Origin of the sequence: Streptomyces sp. SA15, from assembly GCF_002291145.1 — a bacterium.
Classification (GTDB): domain Bacteria; phylum Actinomycetota; class Actinomycetes; order Streptomycetales; family Streptomycetaceae; genus Streptomyces.
This window is the reverse complement of the sequence record NZ_NTGE01000209.1, coordinates 23,089-41,063: the sequence shown is the minus strand read 5'-3', so window position 1 is coordinate 41,063 and position 17,975 is coordinate 23,089. Positions and strand designations below refer to the sequence as shown.

Annotated in this window: 21 protein-coding genes; 14 read left to right on the top strand and 7 right to left on the bottom strand. The window is 69.8% G+C overall.

The window, feature by feature from the left end; genetic code table 11:
- Positions 1-168: 168 nt before the first annotated feature.
- Complete coding sequence (locus CLM62_RS44365) at positions 169-1,539, top strand: Fic family protein (protein ID WP_179382482.1); 1,371 nt, start codon at positions 169-171, stop codon at positions 1,537-1,539.
- A gap of 102 nt (positions 1,540-1,641) precedes the next feature.
- A complete protein-coding gene (locus CLM62_RS44355) occupies positions 1,642-2,598 on the top strand; it encodes an IS481 family transposase (protein ID WP_095755575.1) in 957 nt (318 codons plus the stop codon).
- A gap of 40 nt (positions 2,599-2,638) precedes the next feature.
- Here CLM62_RS44355 and CLM62_RS44350 read toward each other — a convergent pair whose 3' ends face one another.
- Positions 2,639-3,085, bottom strand: a complete 447-nt coding sequence (locus CLM62_RS44350) for a DUF1772 domain-containing protein (RefSeq protein WP_095755574.1) — start codon at positions 3,083-3,085, stop codon at positions 2,639-2,641.
- Between the two features lie 91 nt (positions 3,086-3,176).
- On the opposite strand from CLM62_RS44350, the gene CLM62_RS44345 reads away from it, so the two are divergent.
- Complete coding sequence (locus tag CLM62_RS44345) at positions 3,177-3,755, top strand: TetR/AcrR family transcriptional regulator (protein WP_095755573.1); 579 nt, start codon at positions 3,177-3,179, stop codon at positions 3,753-3,755.
- A gap of 91 nt (positions 3,756-3,846) precedes the next feature.
- Here CLM62_RS44345 and CLM62_RS44340 read toward each other — a convergent pair whose 3' ends face one another.
- Entirely contained in the window at positions 3,847-4,803 is a 957-nt protein-coding gene (locus tag CLM62_RS44340; protein ID WP_095755572.1) for an LLM class flavin-dependent oxidoreductase, read from the bottom strand.
- Between the two features lie 86 nt (positions 4,804-4,889).
- On the opposite strand from CLM62_RS44340, the gene CLM62_RS44335 reads away from it, so the two are divergent.
- Complete coding sequence (locus CLM62_RS44335; protein WP_095755571.1) at positions 4,890-5,645, top strand: helix-turn-helix domain-containing protein; 756 nt, start codon at positions 4,890-4,892, stop codon at positions 5,643-5,645.
- Between the two features lie 20 nt (positions 5,646-5,665).
- Here the strand turns inward: CLM62_RS44335 and CLM62_RS44330 are convergent, their stop codons facing one another.
- Both CLM62_RS44330 and CLM62_RS44325 read right to left on the bottom strand, forming a co-directional pair.
- Positions 5,666-6,070, bottom strand: coding sequence for a VOC family protein (locus CLM62_RS44330; RefSeq protein ID WP_095755570.1), 405 nt, complete (start codon positions 6,068-6,070; stop codon positions 5,666-5,668).
- Between the two features lie 97 nt (positions 6,071-6,167).
- A complete protein-coding gene (locus tag CLM62_RS44325) occupies positions 6,168-6,572 on the bottom strand; it encodes an ATP-binding protein (protein WP_095755569.1) in 405 nt (134 codons plus the stop codon).
- A 142-nt stretch (positions 6,573-6,714) separates the two neighbouring features.
- Between CLM62_RS44325 and CLM62_RS44320 the strand changes: the two genes are divergently transcribed.
- Together CLM62_RS44320 and CLM62_RS44315 are read left to right on the top strand one after the other, a co-directional pair.
- On the top strand, positions 6,715-7,599 hold the full coding sequence (locus CLM62_RS44320; protein WP_095755568.1) for a helix-turn-helix transcriptional regulator: 885 nt from the start codon (positions 6,715-6,717) through the stop codon (positions 7,597-7,599).
- A gap of 11 nt (positions 7,600-7,610) precedes the next feature.
- Positions 7,611-7,844 (top strand): DUF397 domain-containing protein, encoded by a 234-nt coding sequence (locus tag CLM62_RS44315; RefSeq protein WP_095755567.1) that lies wholly within the window; start codon positions 7,611-7,613, stop codon positions 7,842-7,844.
- Between the two features lie 27 nt (positions 7,845-7,871).
- Here CLM62_RS44315 and CLM62_RS44310 read toward each other — a convergent pair whose 3' ends face one another.
- The 3 genes from CLM62_RS44310 to CLM62_RS44300 all read right to left on the bottom strand — a co-directional run bounded on the left by CLM62_RS44310 (position 7,872) and on the right by CLM62_RS44300 (position 10,560).
- A complete protein-coding gene (locus CLM62_RS44310; protein WP_095755566.1) occupies positions 7,872-9,572 on the bottom strand; it encodes a methylmalonyl-CoA mutase in 1,701 nt (566 codons plus the stop codon).
- 76 nt (positions 9,573-9,648) lie between these two features.
- Positions 9,649-9,987, bottom strand: coding sequence for a DUF3817 domain-containing protein (locus CLM62_RS44305; protein ID WP_095755565.1), 339 nt, complete (start codon positions 9,985-9,987; stop codon positions 9,649-9,651).
- Between the two features lie 63 nt (positions 9,988-10,050).
- Positions 10,051-10,560, bottom strand: coding sequence for a MarR family winged helix-turn-helix transcriptional regulator (locus CLM62_RS44300; RefSeq protein WP_095755564.1), 510 nt, complete (start codon positions 10,558-10,560; stop codon positions 10,051-10,053).
- A gap of 198 nt (positions 10,561-10,758) precedes the next feature.
- On the opposite strand from CLM62_RS44300, the gene CLM62_RS44295 reads away from it, so the two are divergent.
- From CLM62_RS44295 to CLM62_RS44255, 8 genes are all read left to right on the top strand, one after another.
- Complete coding sequence (locus CLM62_RS44295; RefSeq protein ID WP_095755563.1) at positions 10,759-11,523, top strand: hypothetical protein; 765 nt, start codon at positions 10,759-10,761, stop codon at positions 11,521-11,523.
- Positions 11,520-12,200, top strand: a complete 681-nt coding sequence (locus CLM62_RS44290) for a DUF4166 domain-containing protein (protein ID WP_095755562.1) — start codon at positions 11,520-11,522, stop codon at positions 12,198-12,200. The genes CLM62_RS44295 and CLM62_RS44290 overlap by 4 nt, the downstream gene beginning before the upstream one ends.
- Complete coding sequence (locus CLM62_RS44285; RefSeq protein WP_095755561.1) at positions 12,197-12,847, top strand: TetR/AcrR family transcriptional regulator; 651 nt, start codon at positions 12,197-12,199, stop codon at positions 12,845-12,847. Before CLM62_RS44290 ends, CLM62_RS44285 begins: the two co-directional genes overlap by 4 nt.
- A 496-nt stretch (positions 12,848-13,343) precedes the next feature.
- Positions 13,344-14,477: a SchA/CurD-like domain-containing protein gene (locus CLM62_RS44275; RefSeq protein WP_095755560.1), complete on the top strand. Its 1,134-nt coding sequence runs from the start codon at positions 13,344-13,346 to the stop codon at positions 14,475-14,477.
- A 174-nt stretch (positions 14,478-14,651) separates the two neighbouring features.
- Positions 14,652-15,116 carry a cupin domain-containing protein gene (locus CLM62_RS44270; RefSeq protein WP_095755559.1) on the top strand — a complete coding sequence of 155 codons (465 nt, stop codon included), beginning with the start codon at positions 14,652-14,654 and terminating at the stop codon, positions 15,114-15,116.
- The gene (locus CLM62_RS44265) at positions 15,113-16,381 is read left to right on the top strand and encodes a beta-ketoacyl synthase (RefSeq protein WP_095755558.1); all 1,269 of its coding nucleotides are present in this window, start codon (positions 15,113-15,115) and stop codon (positions 16,379-16,381) included. The genes CLM62_RS44270 and CLM62_RS44265 overlap by 4 nt, the downstream gene beginning before the upstream one ends.
- Positions 16,378-17,625 (top strand): ketosynthase chain-length factor, encoded by a 1,248-nt coding sequence (locus CLM62_RS44260; protein ID WP_095755557.1) that lies wholly within the window; start codon positions 16,378-16,380, stop codon positions 17,623-17,625. The genes CLM62_RS44265 and CLM62_RS44260 overlap by 4 nt, the downstream gene beginning before the upstream one ends.
- Before the next feature lie 83 nt (positions 17,626-17,708).
- Complete coding sequence (locus CLM62_RS44255; protein ID WP_095755556.1) at positions 17,709-17,975, top strand: acyl carrier protein; 267 nt, start codon at positions 17,709-17,711, stop codon at positions 17,973-17,975.

Genomic DNA, 17,975 nt, shown 5'->3' with positions numbered 1-17,975 from the left:
CCGGATCAGCGGCAGATCTTCGTCGACACGCTGCTCGCATACGAAGCCGCGGTCAGCGGCGAGGAACCTGGCTGAGCCGAGCCCTGCCCGCAGCCTGGGTCTGCGCGTGGGTCGCGTCCTGCGGTAATCCGCTTGAACGGGCGCCGGGCGGACGGGCAGGCTTGCGCGGTGATTGTCGAGCTGTTCCCTGGCTGTCTGAGCTGGGACGAGGTGGACCCCGCCCGTCATCCCTTCGACAGCGCGTCGGCGACGCAGGTGGTGCACTCGCTCGGGCCGGCCCACCGTGTGCCACGCCGCCCCGATGTGCCCCTCGCCGACTCGGCGATGAGTGACTGGAGCTGGGGCGAGGCCGAGCTCTGGGCCGACGCCATGTCGCATGCCCTGGTCCAGCGCTACGGCCGCTGGGTCGTGGGCTGGCGCTGGGCGCACGACGAAGGGGACTTCGATGGAGGGCCGGTCGGGAACTGGTGCTGCCCGCCGCACTCGATCACCACCCCGGAGGAGACGCTCGCCCGTGTCGTCGCGGCACTGTGCGAGTGGCGCGAGTGGCTGGAGACTCTCGCCGGATGGTTCGAGGCGTACCCACTGGAACTGGCCGACGTCGAGGACCAGCAGATCCTGTGGGAGCGTGCCGCCCGGAATCTGATCCTGCAAGTCGTCGACCGCACCGGCTGCGGCAGCGGCTGGCACGGGCACTGCCATCAAGTGCTCACCTGGTTCCTCAGCCGCTGGGGAGTCGACCCCGAGGTCGCAGAAGAACTGGTCGACCAGGCGATCGGAGGGCGGTTCGGGAGCTGGACCAGCCCTGACACGATCCTGGTCGACGATGTCGCCGAGCAGCTCGCACTGTCGCTGCGGCCGGACGACGGCGCACGGTCCGCAGGGCCCGCGCCGGACCACCTGCAGCGCTGGCTGGCAGTGCGCGAGGTCGTCCCATGGCAGAAGGTCCCGGACGGTGGCGCGGAGGAACCCGTGACCCCGTCGCGCGACGGCGCGGCGGAGGACATCCGCTCCTTCGACGGCGCCTTGGATCCTGCACGCGCAGAGGGCCTGCTCGCCGCTCTGGACCTGGTGCGGGCCGACGCCGCACGCGGCGCCTCGCTCGACTTCGAACTGCTTCGCGGCTGGCAGCAGCATGTCCTGGACACCCCGCGGCCGCCGCCGTTCCGCAGCCTGCCCGCCTTCGCCAAGCGGGGCAGGGAGCGCTACGGCATCGGCCCGGACACCCGCGACCGCCTCGACGCCTGCCTGGCCGAGAGCGCAACGGGCTGCGGTAGGCCCCTCCCTCTGATCGCCCGCGCCGCACGCGCCTATCTCGACGTCTGTTGCTTCCACCCCTTCGACGACGGCAATGCCCGGTCCGCCTTCCTCGCCCTCGTCTTCGTCCTCGCCCGCGAGGGTGTCGCCCTCAACGGGGCCAGCCTGATACGACGCGTCACCTTCCAGGCCGACGACCCCCAGGACGCGCTGATCCTGACCCGATACATCGACATCCACCTCGCGGAGACCCTGCGGAGTGCCTCCTCCCTCGGTCCCTAGGTGTATTGATCACGAGCGTTGTTGACACTGGCCGGGCTTGATCATGGCGAAGACCTCCGGTGTGGTGGAGCTGTCTAGGAACGCACCACACGGGAGGTCTTCGTGTCCCACCGTAATGCCCGGCTGACCGTTCACGGCAGGCGGCTGCTGGTCGAGCGTGTCCGCTCAGGTCGCCCGGTCGCGCATGTTGCGGCCGAGATGGGGATCTCGCGCGTCACGGCCCACAAGTGGATCCGCCGCTGGCGATCGGAGGGCGATCAGGGGCTGCACGACCGGCCCAGCCGACCCCGGACGACACCCCACCGCACCGCGCCAGCGGTGGAGGCCCGGGTGTGCCGCCTGCGCCAGGACCGCAAGCTCGGGCCCGCCCGCCTCGGCCCGATTCTCGGCCTGCCCGCCTCGACCGTGCACCGCGTTCTGGTCCGCCACGGCCTGAACCGCCTGGCCCACCTGGACCGGCCCACCGGCCAGGTCATCCGCCGCTACGAACGCCACCGCCCCGGCGAGCTGGTCCACGTGGACGTCAAGAAACTCGGCCGGATCCCCGACGGCGGCGGCCACAAGGTCCTCGGACGCCGGGCCGGCCGTGCCCGGCGCAGCAGCATGGGCTTCGACTACATCCACTCCGCCGTCGACGACCACTCCCGCCTGGCCTACAGCGAGATCCACGGCGACGAGAAGGCCGCCACCTGCGCCGGCTTCCTCCGCCGGGCAGCGGCCTTCTTCCACACCGCGGGCATCGACCGCATCGAGCGGGTCCTGACCGACAACGCCTGGCCCTACCGCAAAAGCTTCGCCTGGCAGCAGGCCCTGGCCGACCTTGGCGCGACCGCCAAGCTCACCCGCGCCTACCGTCCGCAGACCAACGGCAAGGTCGAACGCTTCAACCGCACCCTGCTCGACGAATGGGCCTACCTACGGCCCTACACCAGCAACACCGAACGCACCCAAGCCCTGGCAGACTTCCTGCACACCTACAACCACCACCGCTGCCACACCGCACTCGGCGGTCAGCCACCCATCAGCCGCGTGAACAACCCTGCGGGTCAATACACCTAGGGCGCGTATCGGGTCGCCAGCGCGGTGTGGGCCCGCGGGCTCAGGCGAGGGCGGCGACGAGCAGGGTGAAGGCGGCGATGATGACGGCGACGCGGACGTAGTGGAAGCGGTCCCAGCGGTTCATCTGCTCCTTCCAGTCGTCGGGCCGGTTCTCGGTGGTCCATTTCTTGCCCCGGTTGTTGATCGGGACGAGCAGCAGGAGCGACATGACCACGCTGAGGATCAGCAGCGCGCCGGCGGTCACGACGAGTCCGGCGCCGTCGTGGTGCCATCCGGCGATGGCCCAGACCGCGACGAGGACGAGCGAGCCGATGTACCAGACCGGCATGACGGCGCCGAGCATCCGGCCGCCGTGACTTCGGCCGCGTTGGCTGCTGTCGTCGGGGAGGGCGTTGAGGATCGGGTTGATGACGAAGGCGACGGAGAACTCCACTCCCACCATCAGGCCGACGAGCACGGTGGTGGCGATCTCAAGTGCGTCGAGCATGACGACCCCTCCTGGAATCTAGTGTTGCTAGATTATGGTGCAACGCTAGCTCTACTGCCGCTTGCTTGTCTAGCGGTGCTAGGATCGAATCATGTCGGTACAGGAACGCAAGGAGCGCGAACGGGCGGTCCGCGAGCGCCTCATCGTGGCGACGGCCCGCGAACTCGCCGAGCAGCAGGGCTGGGACGCGGTCACCACCCGCCAGCTCGCCGAGCGCATCGAATACAGCCAGCCCGTCCTCTACAGCCACTTCCGCGGCAAGCGCGAGATCATCGGCGCCGTGGCCCTGGAGGGCGCCGCCGAGATGGCCGCGGCGCTGCGGGCCGCGACCTCCGCCGCGGACGGCCCGCGCGCCCGGGTCACCGCCCTCGCCCGCACCTACCTCGACTTCGCCGAGCGCAATCCGGCGGTCTACGACGCCATGTTCCAGCTCGACGGCGGCCTGGCGTTCGCAGACGAGGAGACCCCGGAGCCTTTGAAGGACGGCTTCGCCGCCCTGCTGGAGACTCTCAGTGAGGTCGCCGGGGAAGGCGTCCACCCGGCACTGTTCACCGAAGTGTTCTGGGCGGCCCTGCACGGGCTGGCGAACCTGACCCGGGCGGGACGGCTCCCCGCAGGGGACGCCGAACGGAGAGCCGAGCTGCTGGTGGACCGGCTCGCCGTGGTCTGACGCGTCGTACGGCCGAGCAGCAGGGGTCTTCGGGCCCGGCTGCCTGCCTGCGGCATCGCTCCCGGGAAGTGGATCTTGGACACGGGATGATCTACCCGTGAAACGCCGATGTTCGGAGATCGGGGATCAGGGCGGCGATCCGCTCGAGTTGGTCGTGCTGTGAGCGGAGGCCGAGGGCGGCGAGGCGGATGACGAGGTGGCGCGCGCCGGCGGCAACGTACTGACCGAGGCCCTGGAGAACCTGTGCGGTGGAGCCGGTGACGACCGCCTGGATCTTCTCCAGTTCTTCCAGCGGCATGCCGTAGGAGGCACGTGCGTAGTCGTCGAGCGCCCGGCGGCCGTTCTCGACACCGTCGTCGACCCGTACGGACACGAACAGGGCCGGGGTGATGTCGTCGGCCGGGCGCCCGGCCTCGGCCGCCGCCTTCCGTACGTCCAGCAGGCCGGACTCGTAGTCGGCCGGGTCGGGCGGGTAAGGGAGCCAGCCGTCGTACAGCCGACCGGCGCGGGCCAGCGCGGCCGGGGTCGCGCCGCCGAGCCAGATCGGCGGGCCGCCCGCGCGGAAGGGCGGGGTCGCGGGCGGGATGTCGTCGAACCGGAAAATCTCGCCGTGGAAGGTGGTAGCGCCGGTCCACAGGCCGCGCCAGAGCGCGACGGTCTCGTCCAGCCGGGCGAAGCGGCGCTCCCACGGCACCTCGGACAGCGTGTAGAAGGGCCGTCCGAAACGTCCGGGGAAACCAGCGCCGACCGCCACGGTCAGCCGGCCGCCGGACAGCAGGTCGATCGATGCCAGCGACTGCGCGACCTGGATCGGGCGGCGTAGGAACGCCAGCAGCGCGCCGGTCCCCAGCGTCACGCGCTCGGTCGCGGGGGCGAGCGCGGCCAGCATCGTGAGCGCCTCGATACGCGGGCTGATCAGGGAGTCGTTGACGAAGAGCGAGGAGAAGCCCGACCGTTCGGCCCGGACGCCGAAGGCGACCAGGTCCCGGGGGTCGCCGCCCGCGCCCCACTGGGCCTTTCCGGTCGGGAGGAGTACGCCAATGTCCATGCCCCAGATGCTCCCGACCGGCGATCGTGCCCACAATTCCCTCCAGGGAATGGCCGGACCTCCGCCCCGGCCGTTACAACAGGCCTGTGGACTTCCCGAGCGCGCTCCGCGAACGCCGTACCCGACGCCGTCTCAGCCAGCTCGACCTGGCTATGCGGGCCGGTACCACCCAGCGGCACCTCAGCTTCATCGAGTCCGGCAGGTCCACCCCCGGCCGGAACTTGGTCGTACGCCTGGCTGAGTCGCTGGAACTGCCGTTGCGGGAGCGCAATGAGCTGCTGCTGGCCGCCGGATACGCGCCCGTGTATCCGGAGAGCTCCCTCGATGATCCGGTCCTGGCCCCGGTACGCGTGGCGATGGACCACATCCTGCAAGGGCACCTGCCTTATCCCGCGCTCGTCGTGGATCGGAACGGGGATCTGATCGCCGCCAACAAGGCACTCGACCTGATCACCGAGGGGGCGGCCCCCGAACTGGTCGGCCCGGGGACGAACGTCTACCGCCTCGCCCTCCATCCCGACGGCATGGCGCCCCGCATCCGTAACCTCGCCGAATGGGCGCGTCACATCCTGGCGCGCCTGGACCACCGGGAAGAGCTGCGTGCCGAACTCTCGCAATACATCCCCGAGTTGGAGGAGTCCGCCGGAGCTCTCGGCTTCGCGGTCCCGCTCCACCTGGAGACGTCGCATGGTGAGCTGCACCTGATGACGACCGTGACGACGTTCGCCACCGCGATCGACGTGACCCTCACCGAGCTGAAACTGGAGGCGTTCCTCCCGGTGGACTCGGCAACCGCCGTGGCACTGCAGGCGGCCGCCGACGGAGGTCCCGGCCAGCTGTGACCAGCACGGTCACACAACGCCTAATCGTCGAGCTCGGTGAAGAGAGTCAGCTGAAGAGCGCCCGGTGCCTCAAGCCGCGAGTTCAGTGAGTTCCAGGGGGTGCGCGTCGGCTCGGCGACCACCTGGGCTCCGGCGGCGGCCAGCTTCGACGTTGTGGCGACGGAGTCGTCGACCTGGAAGGCAACCCGAATGTGGCCGGCCACTCGCCGCCCGACCTCAACCTCGTCGATGAAGACAGCGTGGTTGGGATCAGTCAGCTCCAAGGTGGCCCGGCCGGCGTCAAGGATGGTGACCCGCCCATCGGGAGAGGAGAACGCGCCGCGCTCGGTCAGACCAAGGACGTCGCGGTAGAAGTGCAGCGCCGCATCGTAGTCGGCTGCCGTGACCACTAAGCGGAGTTCGCGGACGGCGGGTTCGTCGGTCATGCCAGCTCCTTGGAGATCTCGAATACTTACTCGTCAACCCAGTGATCGGCAGGACGATTCCCGCCCGTGCTGGTCGCAGCCGGCGATCTCCCACACCTCACCCACCACCCAGCTCGCACCAGACCAGCTTCCCGCCGAGGCCGGGCAGCCCCAGGGAGTAATGCCCCCACCGGTCCGCCAGCTCTTCTACGATCCCCATCCCGCGCCCCTCCTCACGATCCGCGCCGCACGGACGGGGCGGCCGAGGCGGCTCACCGCTGGTGTCCCACACCGAGAGCCGTAGCCACTTCTCCGTGCGCTTCACGCGGAGGCAGGAGGGGCCGGGAGCGTGCACATGCGCGTTGGTGATCAGCTCGCTGGCCAACAGCTCTGCGGTGACGAGGAGTTCGCCGAGTCCGTGCGCCCGGAGGATCAACCGCAGGGCGCCGCGGGCGACGCCGACGGCGAGAGGGTTGTGCGGGAGGTTGATGCTGTACTCCCAGTCGTCCTCGTTGTTGTTCATGAGGCCTCCCCCAAGGTGAAGAGTCGCAACTCGACTGCGCACAACTTGTGTTGGCTGCGATACTGACCGTAGAGATCAGAGGGTAGTTTTTCTACTCGACTCCCCGAACGAGTGACGGCCGCTTTCCGGAGAGGGACGGACTTTGGCACTACGGACCAGGATCAGCGAACGACAGCGGCGCCTCGGGGCCGAGCTACGCAGGATTCGAGAGGCTCACGGGATCACCACGAATGAGGCCGCTGCCATGGCAGGCCTCAGACCCCCTTTCATGAGCAATATCGAGGGCGGTCGCACTGCCATCGCCACTGAGCGACTCCGCAGACTCTGCGAGTGCTACGGTGATATTTCTACCCCTTATCTTGAGGCGCTGGTCACGATGTCCGAGTCCAGCGGCAAGGGATGGTGGAGTGCGTACCAGGAACGGGTGCACCAGCACCCTCTCAACCTCGCGGAGCTGGAGGCTGGTTCAGCCGCCCTCTGCTCATACGAGCCTCTGCTTGTCCCCGGCCTGTTTCAGACGGAGGAATACATCCGGGCGCTGTTCGGGGATGCACGACCGCGGCACGCCACCACCGAGGATGCCGTCTCCTTCCGACTGGATCGCCAGAGGATCCTCACAGGTGAGAACGCCCCCACCGTGCACGCGGTGATTCACGAGGCCGCCCTGCGCATGCACTACGGCGGCCCCGGTGTCATGCGCAAGCAACTGCTGCATCTCATCGAGCTGGCGAGACTGCCCAACGTGACCATCCAGGTCTTCCCGTTCCGCGCGCGGACGTACTACTCGGGTGCCAGTGCCCCCTTCCTGTATCTGGTCCCTCCCGTCGAGGAGTTGGCCACTGTCGTACTGGACCACCCAGCACAGCTGCTCTACCGTGACTCACCAGAACAACTGTCCCAATATCGTGCGCTCTTCGAGCGGTTGAAAGGGTCCGCGCTCCCGCCGATCGCCCCTTCGACCGCACCGGAAGCACAGCCGGTGACTGGCTCTCTGATGCTGATCCAGCACCTCCTGTACGACCTGTAGAAAGGCCCACAGTGCCCCAACTCGCCTGGCAGAAGTCCTCGTTCAGCGGAGACGAGAACAACAACTGCCTCTACCTCGCCGCCGCCCCCGACGGCACCCTCCGCCTCCGCGAGAGCGACACCCCGCACAAGGTCATCGCGACCACACCCGCCCGCCTGGGCCATCTCATACGAGCGATGAAAGCAGGCCGCTCCCAGTGGCCAACGCCCGCAGTAAGTCATGCGGACAGCGGTTCGGCGTCTTGACCGTACGGCACCGGAGCCGAAGTCGTTTCAGAAGCCGGCCGGTTCGGTGTACACCCCCCACTCGTCCCGCAGCGCGTCACAGATCTCGCCCAGCGTCGCCTCCGCGCGCACCGCGTTCAGCATCGGCTCGATCATGTTGGAGCCGCTGCGGGCGGCCGCAAGCATGCCGTCCAGAGCAGCCCGCACACGGGCATCGTCCCGCCTGCCCCTACGCGCCCCCAGCACCCGAACCTGCTCCCGCTCCACCTCATGGCTGACCCGCAGTATCTCCAGGTCCCCGGTCACGGACCCGGTGTGGGCGTTCACGCCCACCACCTTCTTGTCGCCCTTCTCCAGTGCCTGCTGGTACCGGAACGCGGACTCGGCGATCTCGCCCGTGAACCAGCCGTCCTCGATGCCGCGCAGGATCCCGGAGGTCATCGGCCCGATGGGGTGCTGCCCATCCGGGTGGGCCAGGAGTCCCCGCTCCTTGATCTGCTCGAAGATCCTCTCCGCGTCCGTCTCGATCCGGTCGGTCAGCTGCTCGACGTACCAGGACCCACCCAGCGGATCGGCCACGTTGGCGACGCCGGTCTCCTCCATGAGCACCTGCTGCGTGCGCAGCGCGATCTCGGCCGCCTGCTCGCTCGGCAGGGCCAGCGTCTCGTCCAGGGCGTTGGTGTGGAGTGAGTTCGTCCCGCCGAGGACCGCCGCCAGCGCCTCCACCGCCGTACGCACCACGTTGTTGTACGGCTGCTGGGCCGTCAGCGAGACGCCGGCGGTCTGCGTGTGGAAGCGCAGCCACTGCGCCTTCTCGGAGCGGGCGCCGTAGACGTCCCGCATCCACCGCGCCCAGATCCTGCGCGCCGCGCGGAACTTGGCGATCTCCTCGAAGAAGTCGACGTGCGCGTCGAAGAAGAAGGACAGGCCGGGGGCGAAGACGTCCACGTCCAGGCCGCGCGACAGGCCCAGCTCCACGTACCCGAACCCGTCCGCGAGCGTGTACGCGAGCTCCTGCGCGGCCGTCGAACCGGCCTCGCGGATGTGGTAGCCGGAGACGGACAGCGGCTTGTAGTCGGGGATGCCGGCCGCGCAGTACTCCATCAGGTCGCCGATGAGCCGGAGGTGCGGCTCGGGCTGGAAGAGCCACTCCTTCTGGGCGATGTACTCCTTGAAGATGTCCGTCTGGAGCGTGCCGTTCAGGACGGAGGGATCCACGCCCTGGCGCTCGGCCGCGACCACGTACATGCAGAAGACGGGTACGGCCGGGCCGCTGATCGTCATCGACGTCGTCACATCACCCAGCGGGATGTCCTTGAACAGGACCTCCATGTCGGCGGCCGAGTCGATGGCGACACCGCAGTGTCCGACCTCGCCCAGCGACCGCGGATCGTCGGAGTCCCGCCCCATCAGCGTCGGCATGTCGAAGGCCACGGACAGCCCGCCACCGCCGTTGGCCAGGATCATCTTGTAGCGCTCGTTGGTCTGCTCGGCGTTGCCGAACCCGGCGAACTGCCGGATGGTCCACGTACGCCCTCGGTAGCCGGTCGAGTACAGCCCGCGTGTGAAGGGGTACTCCCCGGGCCAGCCGATCCGCTCGAAGCCCTGGTAGGCGTCCCGGGGGCGAGGTCCGTACACCGGCTCCACGGGGTCCCCGGAGAGCGTCGTGAAGTCCGCCACACGCTTGCGCGCGGCGTCGTACCTGGCCTGCCAGCGTCGGCGGCCCTCTTCGATCGCGTCAGCGTCCATACCATCGAATTTACTAGGACGTCCAAGTAACTGTCGACGGCAGACCGCCGTACGCGTCTCCGTACGGCGGTGGCGGTTACGCCTTGGCGACCGCCGGAGAGTCCTCGGCGATCTTCGACTCCAGCTCGCGGGTGACCTTCCGCTCCACGAAGAAGGCGGCCGTCGGCACCGTACCGGCCAGCAGGACCCACAGCTGCTTGGCGACCGGCCACTTCGCCTTCGAGCCCAGGTCGAACGCGAAGACCAGGTAGACGACGTACAGCCAGCCGTGCGCGATGCCCACGACGCGGGTGAAGCCGTCGGCGCCGTCCAGATCGAGCACGTACTTGGCGATCACGCCCAGGGTCAGCAGGACCAGTAGCACGCCGGTGACGTAGGCCATGACGCGATAGCGGGTCAGCACGCTCTTTTTCATGCGTAAGAGCGTAACCACGCACTCCGGGCGATCTTCGCCCGGGTCACTCCCCGTCGGACCGTGTCACTCCTCGTCGAAGTCGTGCGCCGCCACCCGCAGGGGCCTGAGCATCGCGAAGATCTCCGCGCACTCCTCGGCGTCGTACACGCCGAGCCCGAAGTCCATCGCCATCAGGTCGCGGGTGGCGGCCTCCACCACCTCGCGGCCCTTGTCGGTGATGGTCGCGAGCGTGCCGCGGCCGTCGTTGGGGTTGGGCCGCTTGTCCACCAGGCCCGACTTCACCAGCCGGTCCACGGTGTTCGTCACGGACGTGGGATGCACCATGAGCCGCTCGCCGATCTTCGACATCGGCAGTTCTCCCGCCTTGGAGAAGGTGAGCAGCACCAGCGCCTCGTACCGCGCGAACGTCAGTCCGTACGGCTTGACCACCGCGTCGACCTCGGCGAGGAGGATCTGGTGCGCGCGCATGATCGAGGTGATCGCGGCCATGGACGGCACGTTTCCCCAGCGCTGCTTCCAGAGTTCGTCGGCGCGGGCGATGGGATCGAAGGGAAGACTGAGGGGCTTCGGCACGGCATCAGACCTTACTTGCCGGTTACACCCTGGTCAGCCCCGTCTCGCGTTTCGGTCGAACGGAAGCCGCTCCCGACACACCACGGCCACGGGTGCCCCTCACACCCCACTCATTGAGCAATCGCTCAAAAAGCTGTAGCTTCACCCTCGACAGCACTTGAGCGGTCGCTCAAAACAGGCACTGACAGGGGGATCCACATGGGCCTGTACATAGAGGCACGCATAGAGGCGGACATCGACCACCTGTGGGCTCGCACCCAGGACCCGGCCCAGCACCAGCGCTGGGACCTCCGCTTCTCCGAGATCACGTACCTCCCGCGCGCGGAGGGCGAGCCGCAGCGTTTCCGGTACGCCACGTGCGTGCTGCCCTTTCTCACGGTCGCCGGCACCGGAATCTCGGCGGGCGAGAAGGAGCGCCCCGACGGCACCCGCACGTCCGCCCTCCGCTTCGCCTCCCCGCACCCGCTGTCCCTGCTCGCCGAGGGCAGCGGCTACTGGCGCTACGTCCCCGACGGCGACGGCATCCGTTTCCTCACCGGGTACGACTACCGCCCTCGCTGGGGCACCTTCGGCGCGCTCGCCGACCGGCTGCTCTTCCGCCCCCTCATGGGCTGGGCGACGGCCTGGTCCTTCGACCGCCTCCGCCTGTGGCTGGAGCGCGGCATCACCCCCGAACGAGCCCGCCTGAACTGGCTGGCGGAGGTGACGGTCCGTGCCCTGGTGATCGCCATCGCCTGCACCACCCTCACCGGAGAAGCGGCCGCCCTCGCCCTCCTCGGCCCCCTGGCCCCGGCGGCGGCCTACCTGGCCTACCTCTGCCCCCTGCTCCTCGCCCTGGCCATCACCCTGGCGTTCTTCACGCCTCCCCTCCCCGGCACCCCGGCCGCCCGCCGCTGCCTGCGCACACCACCCACGCGCATGCGCGACCCCCGGCTCCTGCGCACCCTGGGGAGCCCGCGATGACCTCGATCTTCCGCACGGTGATGGGCACCGGCTTCGACCGCCTCCACCCTCAGCTGCAACGCCGCTTCTCGGTCGGTCTGACGAGCGGCGAGGCGTGCACGGGCCGGGGCGTGATGGACCGCGTCTGGCACGGCGGGGCCTTCGTGAAGCCGTTCCTGGCGCTCGGCACCACCCGCAACATCCTCGTCCCCCGACAGGGCCGCCATGTCCCCTTCACCATCGAGAACGTGCCGTACGCCGACACCTTCGGCCGTGAGACGGTGACCTTCGTGCGCACCTTCCACCTGCCCGGCCGCCCCCGGCGCTTCGACGCCCAGATGGTGCTCAGCCCCAAGGGCGACCGCATCCTCGACTACCTCGGCACCCACCAACACCTCGCGACAGACCTGCGCTTCAGTGCGGAGCCCGACGGCTCCCTCCTCATCCGCTCCGGCGAACACCGCTTCCGGGAGGGCGTGGTGGACGTCCGCGTGCCCGAACTCATCGGTGCCACGGCGGAGGTACGGGAGTCGTACGACGACACAGCCGGCCGCTTCCGTATCCGGGTCCGCGTGGTCAACAGGTACTTCGGGCCGCTCTTCGGCTACGAGGGATCCTTCACGGCGACGTACACCGACATCGCGACCTGCGGAGTGCGCCCCGGCCTGCGCCCCGTACGCGAGGAGTCCCGCGCATGAGCCCCGAGACGGCGAAGTCCCAGGAGACGAAGACCAAGCTCCTCGAGGGCGCGCTGCGGACGCTCACCGAGCAGGGCATCGCCAAGACGTCGGCCCGTACGATCGCGACGGCCGCCGGGGTCAATCAGGCCCTGGTCTTCTACCACTTCGGCTCGGTGGACGAGCTGCTGGCCGCCGCGTGCCGGTACGGGGCCGAGCGGTCGGTTGCGCGGTACCGCGCGCGTTTCTCGGCGGTGACCTCGCTGTCCGAACTCCTGGCCGTCGGCCGGCAGATCCACGAGGCGGAACAGGAGGGCGGCCATGTCGCCCTCCTCGGCCAGCTGCTGGCCGGCGCCCAGACGCACGCCACGCTCGGGCCGGCCACGGCGTCGGGGCTGGAGTTGTGGATCGCCGAGATAGAGCAGGTCCTCACGCGGGTGCTGGCGGGGACGCCGTTCGGGGAGTTCACGGATCCGGCGGGGCTGGCGCGGGCGGTCGCGGCGTCGTTCGTGGGCATCGAGCTGTACGAAGGGGTGGATGCGGCGGGGGCGACTGCGGCGCTGGACGCGTTGGAGCAACTGGGATTGCTGGTGGCGGCGTTGGAGGAGCTGGGGCCTGTCGCCCAGCGGGCGGTGCGACACCAATTGCGGCGGACCAGTCGGCGCTGACTGCGTACCGCCCGCTTGTCCGGCACCCGGCGCCGACGCGGGCCTCGCTGGGGGCTCCGCCCCCAGACCCCCGGGCCTATGCCCACCCAACCACCCGACTCGGTCGGCCAAGAGGTGACCGTAGAAGCCGCGCGGCGGGCCAGCCGCGTACGGCGGCAAGGGGACGTGTCGGGGGGTGTCCGCCCGCAGCGGTTGGCGCGTCAACACGAGCGCACCTTGGTAGCTGACCGATTCCGCGCCGTTCCGAGGACGGACACCCCCCGGCGCGGCCCCGACCCACCACACCACCGAAGGCGCTACCCGCACCCCCACCGAACCCGCACAGGCCGCCGCAGGCCTCCCGCCCCACCGCCGGAGGCAACCGTTCCCCCCATTGGCCCCCGCGGCTCGCGACCCCCGCCCCCCCGACCCACGATGAAGGCTCAGGGCCGACCGTCGTTCGCACCGCGGAACACGGAGGCCGCCGCTTGCCTCTCGTGAAGGAAGGGCCTGCCGGATGACCACTTCGAAACGTATATCCCAGTCGGCCTTCGACGGCTCCAGGCTGCGAGTCATCCTGCTCGTCGATCTCCAGGAAGGCGCCCAGCAACAGTTCCTCGACGCGTACGAGCACATGCGCAACCACGTCGCCTCGGTTCCCGGTCACCTCACCGACCAGCTGTGCCAGTCCGCGGAGAACCCGTCCCAGTGGCTCATCACGAGTGAGTGGGCAAGCGCCCCGTCGTACCTCGCCTGGGTGAGCAGCGAAGATCACATCGAGACGGTCAGGCCGATGCAGAGCTGCGTCCGCGACCTCCGGTCGATGCGTTTCAGCATCCTCCGCGAGACCGGACACGCCGTCCCGCTCACCGCGGAAACCACAGGCGGACTCCAGGGCCCCGCGCGAACGGGCGACGGACTGACCCGCCACGCCCTGACGTTCACCGTCAAGCCCGGCTCCGAATCGAAGGTCGCGGAGATCCTCGCCGACTACGCACCACCACAGTCCCGCGTCGACGACTCCACGCGGCTGCGCCGCACCACGCTGTTCATGCACGGCAACCGAGTCGTCCGCACCGTCGAGGTGCAGGGCGACCTGATGACCGCGCTGCGCCACGTCTCGCGCCAGCCGGAGGTGCGCGCCGTCGAGGAGGCCCTCAACCCGCACCTGGAACTGAGCAGGGACCTGACCGACCCCGAGTCCGCACGGGCGTTCTTCACCCGCGCGGCCATGCCCGCCGTGCACCATGTGACCCGTGGCGTGCCCGGCGGCGGACCGGAACCGTCCGACCTGCGACGGCACGCGCTGTACTACCCGGCCCGCCCGGGCTGCGGAATGACGCTGGCCCGGCTGCTCTCCGAGCAGGACGAGATCGCCGCGGACGACCCCGCGAGCCCTGTGCACCGCAGCACCGTCTTCCACCGGGACGACCTCGTCGTACGGCTCATCGACGTGCAGGGCGATCCCGAGACGGATCCGGTCGGAGCCCTCGGCGTCCACGGCCCGCGCAAGGCCGCCGTACTGGCCCGCCTGCTCGACGGTGCCGCACTCGGCGTGGAAGGCCCGCTCACGGGTGAACGGGACGCGACCCGCCTCCTGGCACACGCCGACATGACGCTGATCACCGACCGCACGGCCCCACAGTCCTGACAACACCCGGACAGAACACCACGGGGACAGACACCAGCGGACGGACAGCACGCGGACAGACACCACGCGGACAGACAGCGCACCCAGACCCATGACCCAAGACAGAGCCGGACACACAGCGCCCGGACAGACAGCGCCCGGACAACACCCCACCGCCCAACCAGGAGACGGACCATGTACAAGACGCGCCCGCGCATCGTGGACCTGAGCGAGACCGAGCCCAACCGCAAGCGCGGCGGCGACCTGCGCACCATGCTCACCCCCGTCACGGTGGGTTCCACGAGCGGGTTCATGGGCCTGGCGATCATGCAGCCCGGCGAACGCATCAGCGAGCACTACCACCCGTATTCCGAGGAGTTCATCTTCGTCGTCCGGGGCAACCTGGAGGTCGACCTGGACGACGAAACGTTTCCTCTCCGCCCCGACCAGGGCCTCATGATCCCCATCGACATGCGGCACCGCTTCCGCAACGTCGGGGACGAGGAAGCCCGGATGGTCTTCCATCTGGGCCCGCTCGCGCCGGAGCCGCGCCTCGGCCACGTCGACACCGAGGCCGTGGCGGAGAACGAGGACCTCAAGCCGTACCCGCTCGTCCAGGAGGCGGCCCCGCGGCCCGAACGCCATGGGGCCCCATCGTGACCCGGCGGGTGGCGGTCACCGGTATCGGCGTCGTCGCCCCCGGCGGGATCGGAGTGCCGGCGTTCTGGGATCTCCTCTCCAACGGCCGTACCGCTACACGCGGCATCACCCTGTTCGATCCCGCGGGGCTGCGTTCCCGTATCGCGGCCGAGTGCGACTTCGACCCGCTCGCGCACGGGCTCGAGCCCGAGCTGGTCGAACGCGCCGACCGGTACATCCAGTTCGCCGTCGTCGCGGCCGCGGAGGCGGTGGCCGACAGCGGGGTGGCCTTCGACAAGGAAGACCCGTGGCGCATGGCCGTCTCCCTCGGCAGCGCGGTGGGCGGCACGACCCGCCTGGAGCACGACTACGTCCTGGTCAGTGACCGAGGACAGCGCTGGGACGTCGACCATCGCGCCGCCGAACCACAGCTGCACCTGGCGTTCTCACCCAGCACACTGGCCTCCGTCGTCGCGGAGCACTTCGGCGCGCAGGGGCCGGTGCAGACCGTCTCCACCGGCTGCACCTCCGGGCTCGACGCGGTGGGCTACGCCTTCCACACCATCGAGGAGGGCCGCGCCGACATCTGCATAGCCGGAGCCTCGGACTCCCCCATCTCCCCCATCACCATGGCCTGCTTCGACGCCATCAAGGCGACGTCGCCCAACAACGACGACCCGGCGCACGCCTCCCGCCCCTTCGACGCCCACCGCGACGGATTCGTCATGGGCGAGGGCGCCGCGGTGCTCGTCCTGGAGGAACTCGGGCACGCCCGTGCCCGCGGCGCGCACGTCTACTGCGAGATCAGCGGCTACGCCACCTTCGGCAACGCCTACCACATGACCGGACTGACCAGTGAGGGCCTGGAGATGGCCCGGGCCATCGACACCGCGCTCGACCACGCGCGCGTGGACCCCTCGGACATCGACTACGTCAACGCGCACGGCTCGGGCACCCGCCAGAACGACCGCCACGAGACCGCCGCGGTCAAGCGGTCCCTGGGTGCCCACGCCTACGACACCCCCATGAGCTCGATCAAGTCCATGGTGGGCCACTCGCTGGGGGCGATCGGCGCGATCGAGGTCGTCGCCTGCGTCCTGGCCCTGGCCCGCCAGGTGGTGCCGCCCACGGCGAACTACGAGACACCGGACCCCGAGTGCGATCTGGACTACGTACCGCGGACGGCACGCCCCCGCAGGCTCGACAACGTGCTTTCCGTCGGCAGCGGCTTCGGCGGGTTCCAGTCCGCGGTGCTGCTCACGGGGCCGGGCGGGAGGAAACGATGAGTGGTCAACCAAGCCGGCGCACCGCCGTCACGGGGATGGGTGTGGTCGCGCCCAACGGACTCAGCACGGACACCTACTGGAAGTCCGTCAAGGAGGGCCTGACCGTACTGGACCGGATCACCCGGGAGGGATGCGGGCACCTTCCGCTCCGCGTCGCCGGAGAGGTCCGGGAGTTCGACCCCTCGGCGCTCATCGAGGAGAAGTTCCTCGTCCAGACCGACCGGTTCACCCACTTCGCGATGGCCGCCGCCTGTGCCGCCCTGGAGGAGGCGGGGCTCAGCAGCCTCGCCGCCGACTCGCCGTACTCCGTCGGCGTGGTCACCGCCGCCGGGTCCGGCGGCGGCGAGTTCGGCCAGCGGGAGCTGCAGAAGCTGTGGGGCCAGGGGTCCCGATTCGTCGGCCCCTACCAGTCCATCGCCTGGTTCTACGCGGCCAGCACGGGCCAGATATCCATACGCAGCGGCTTCAAGGGCCCCTGCGGAGTGGTGGCCGGCGACGAGGCGGGCGGTCTGGACGCCGTCGCGCACGCCGCCCGGACCGTGCGGCGGGGAACCGACGTGGTCGTGGTCGGCGCGGCCGAGGCGCCGCTCGCCCCCTACTCGATGGTGTGCCAGCTCGGATACCCCGAGCTCAGCACCGTCGACGACCCGGCACGCGCCTACCGCCCCTTCACCTCGGCGGCCTGCGGCTTCGTGCCCGCCGAAGGCGGGGCCGTGCTGGTCGTCGAGGACGCGGACCGGGCACACCGCCGTGACGCGGTGATCCGCGCGACCGTGGCGGGACATGCCGCCACGTTCACGGGCGCCTCGCGCTGGGACCGGTCGCGGGAGGGACTCGCCCACGCGATCCGTGGCGCCCTCGACGAGGCCGGCTGCGCACCGGAGGAGATAGACGTCGTCTTCGCCGACGCGATGGGCATACCGGAGGCGGACCGTGCCGAGACCCTCGCCCTCGCCGACGCCCTCGGCCCGCACGGCACCCGCGTGCCCGTCACGGCGCCCAAGACCGGCGTCGGACGGTCCTACTGCGGGGCACCCCTGCTGGACATCGCGGCGGCGGTGATGGCCATGGAGCACGGGCAGATACCGCCGACGCCGAACGTCTTCGACATCTGCCACGAGATCGACCTGGTGATCTCCACGGCACGCCCGGCCGAGCTCCGCACGGCCCTGGTCCTCAGCCGGGGCCTCATGGGCTCCAACGCGGCGCTGGTCCTGCGCCGCGGCCCGGGATCCGCCGCCTAGAACCATGCCGCCCGGTCGACGCCGTGGACCGGCGCCACCCGGCGGCACCACCTCCGTACCTGGTACGACAAGGGAGAACGCGCATGACCACAGAAGTGACTCAAGTGACCGTCGAGGAACTGGCCACGCTGATGAAGAAGGCCGCCGGTGTCACCGTCGACCCGCACGACCTCGAGCGCCGGGTGGACACCCCCTTCGCCGAATTCGGGCTGGACTCGCTCGGGCTCCTCGGCATCGTCGGCGAGCTGGAGAACCGGCACGGCCGGGCGCTCCCCACCGACGCCGAGCGGTGCAAGAGCCCCCGAGCCTTCCTCGACCTCGTCAACGGCGCGCTCGCGACGGGAGCCTGA

Excerpts from the sequence above, each read along its gene's own strand:
- CLM62_RS44350 (WP_095755574.1), bottom strand. The coding sequence starts at position 3,085 with ATGCTCGACGCACTTGAGATCGCCACCACCGTGCTCGTCGGCCTGATG.
- CLM62_RS44345 (WP_095755573.1), top strand. The coding sequence starts at position 3,177 with ATGTCGGTACAGGAACGCAAGGAGCGCGAACGGGCGGTCCGCGAGCGC.
- CLM62_RS44340 (WP_095755572.1), bottom strand. The coding sequence starts at position 4,803 with ATGGACATTGGCGTACTCCTCCCGACCGGAAAGGCCCAGTGGGGCGCG.
- CLM62_RS44330 (WP_095755570.1), bottom strand. The coding sequence starts at position 6,070 with ATGACCGACGAACCCGCCGTCCGCGAACTCCGCTTAGTGGTCACGGCA.
- CLM62_RS44325 (WP_095755569.1), bottom strand. The coding sequence starts at position 6,572 with ATGAACAACAACGAGGACGACTGGGAGTACAGCATCAACCTCCCGCAC.
- CLM62_RS44310 (WP_095755566.1), bottom strand. The coding sequence starts at position 9,572 with ATGGACGCTGACGCGATCGAAGAGGGCCGCCGACGCTGGCAGGCCAGG.
- CLM62_RS44305 (WP_095755565.1), bottom strand. The coding sequence starts at position 9,987 with ATGAAAAAGAGCGTGCTGACCCGCTATCGCGTCATGGCCTACGTCACC.
- CLM62_RS44295 (WP_095755563.1), top strand. The coding sequence starts at position 10,759 with ATGGGCCTGTACATAGAGGCACGCATAGAGGCGGACATCGACCACCTG.
- CLM62_RS44290 (WP_095755562.1), top strand. The coding sequence starts at position 11,520 with ATGACCTCGATCTTCCGCACGGTGATGGGCACCGGCTTCGACCGCCTC.
- CLM62_RS44285 (WP_095755561.1), top strand. The coding sequence starts at position 12,197 with ATGAGCCCCGAGACGGCGAAGTCCCAGGAGACGAAGACCAAGCTCCTC.
- CLM62_RS44275 (WP_095755560.1), top strand. The coding sequence starts at position 13,344 with ATGACCACTTCGAAACGTATATCCCAGTCGGCCTTCGACGGCTCCAGG.
- CLM62_RS44270 (WP_095755559.1), top strand. The coding sequence starts at position 14,652 with ATGTACAAGACGCGCCCGCGCATCGTGGACCTGAGCGAGACCGAGCCC.
- CLM62_RS44260 (WP_095755557.1), top strand. The coding sequence starts at position 16,378 with ATGAGTGGTCAACCAAGCCGGCGCACCGCCGTCACGGGGATGGGTGTG.
- CLM62_RS44255 (WP_095755556.1), top strand. The coding sequence starts at position 17,709 with ATGACCACAGAAGTGACTCAAGTGACCGTCGAGGAACTGGCCACGCTG.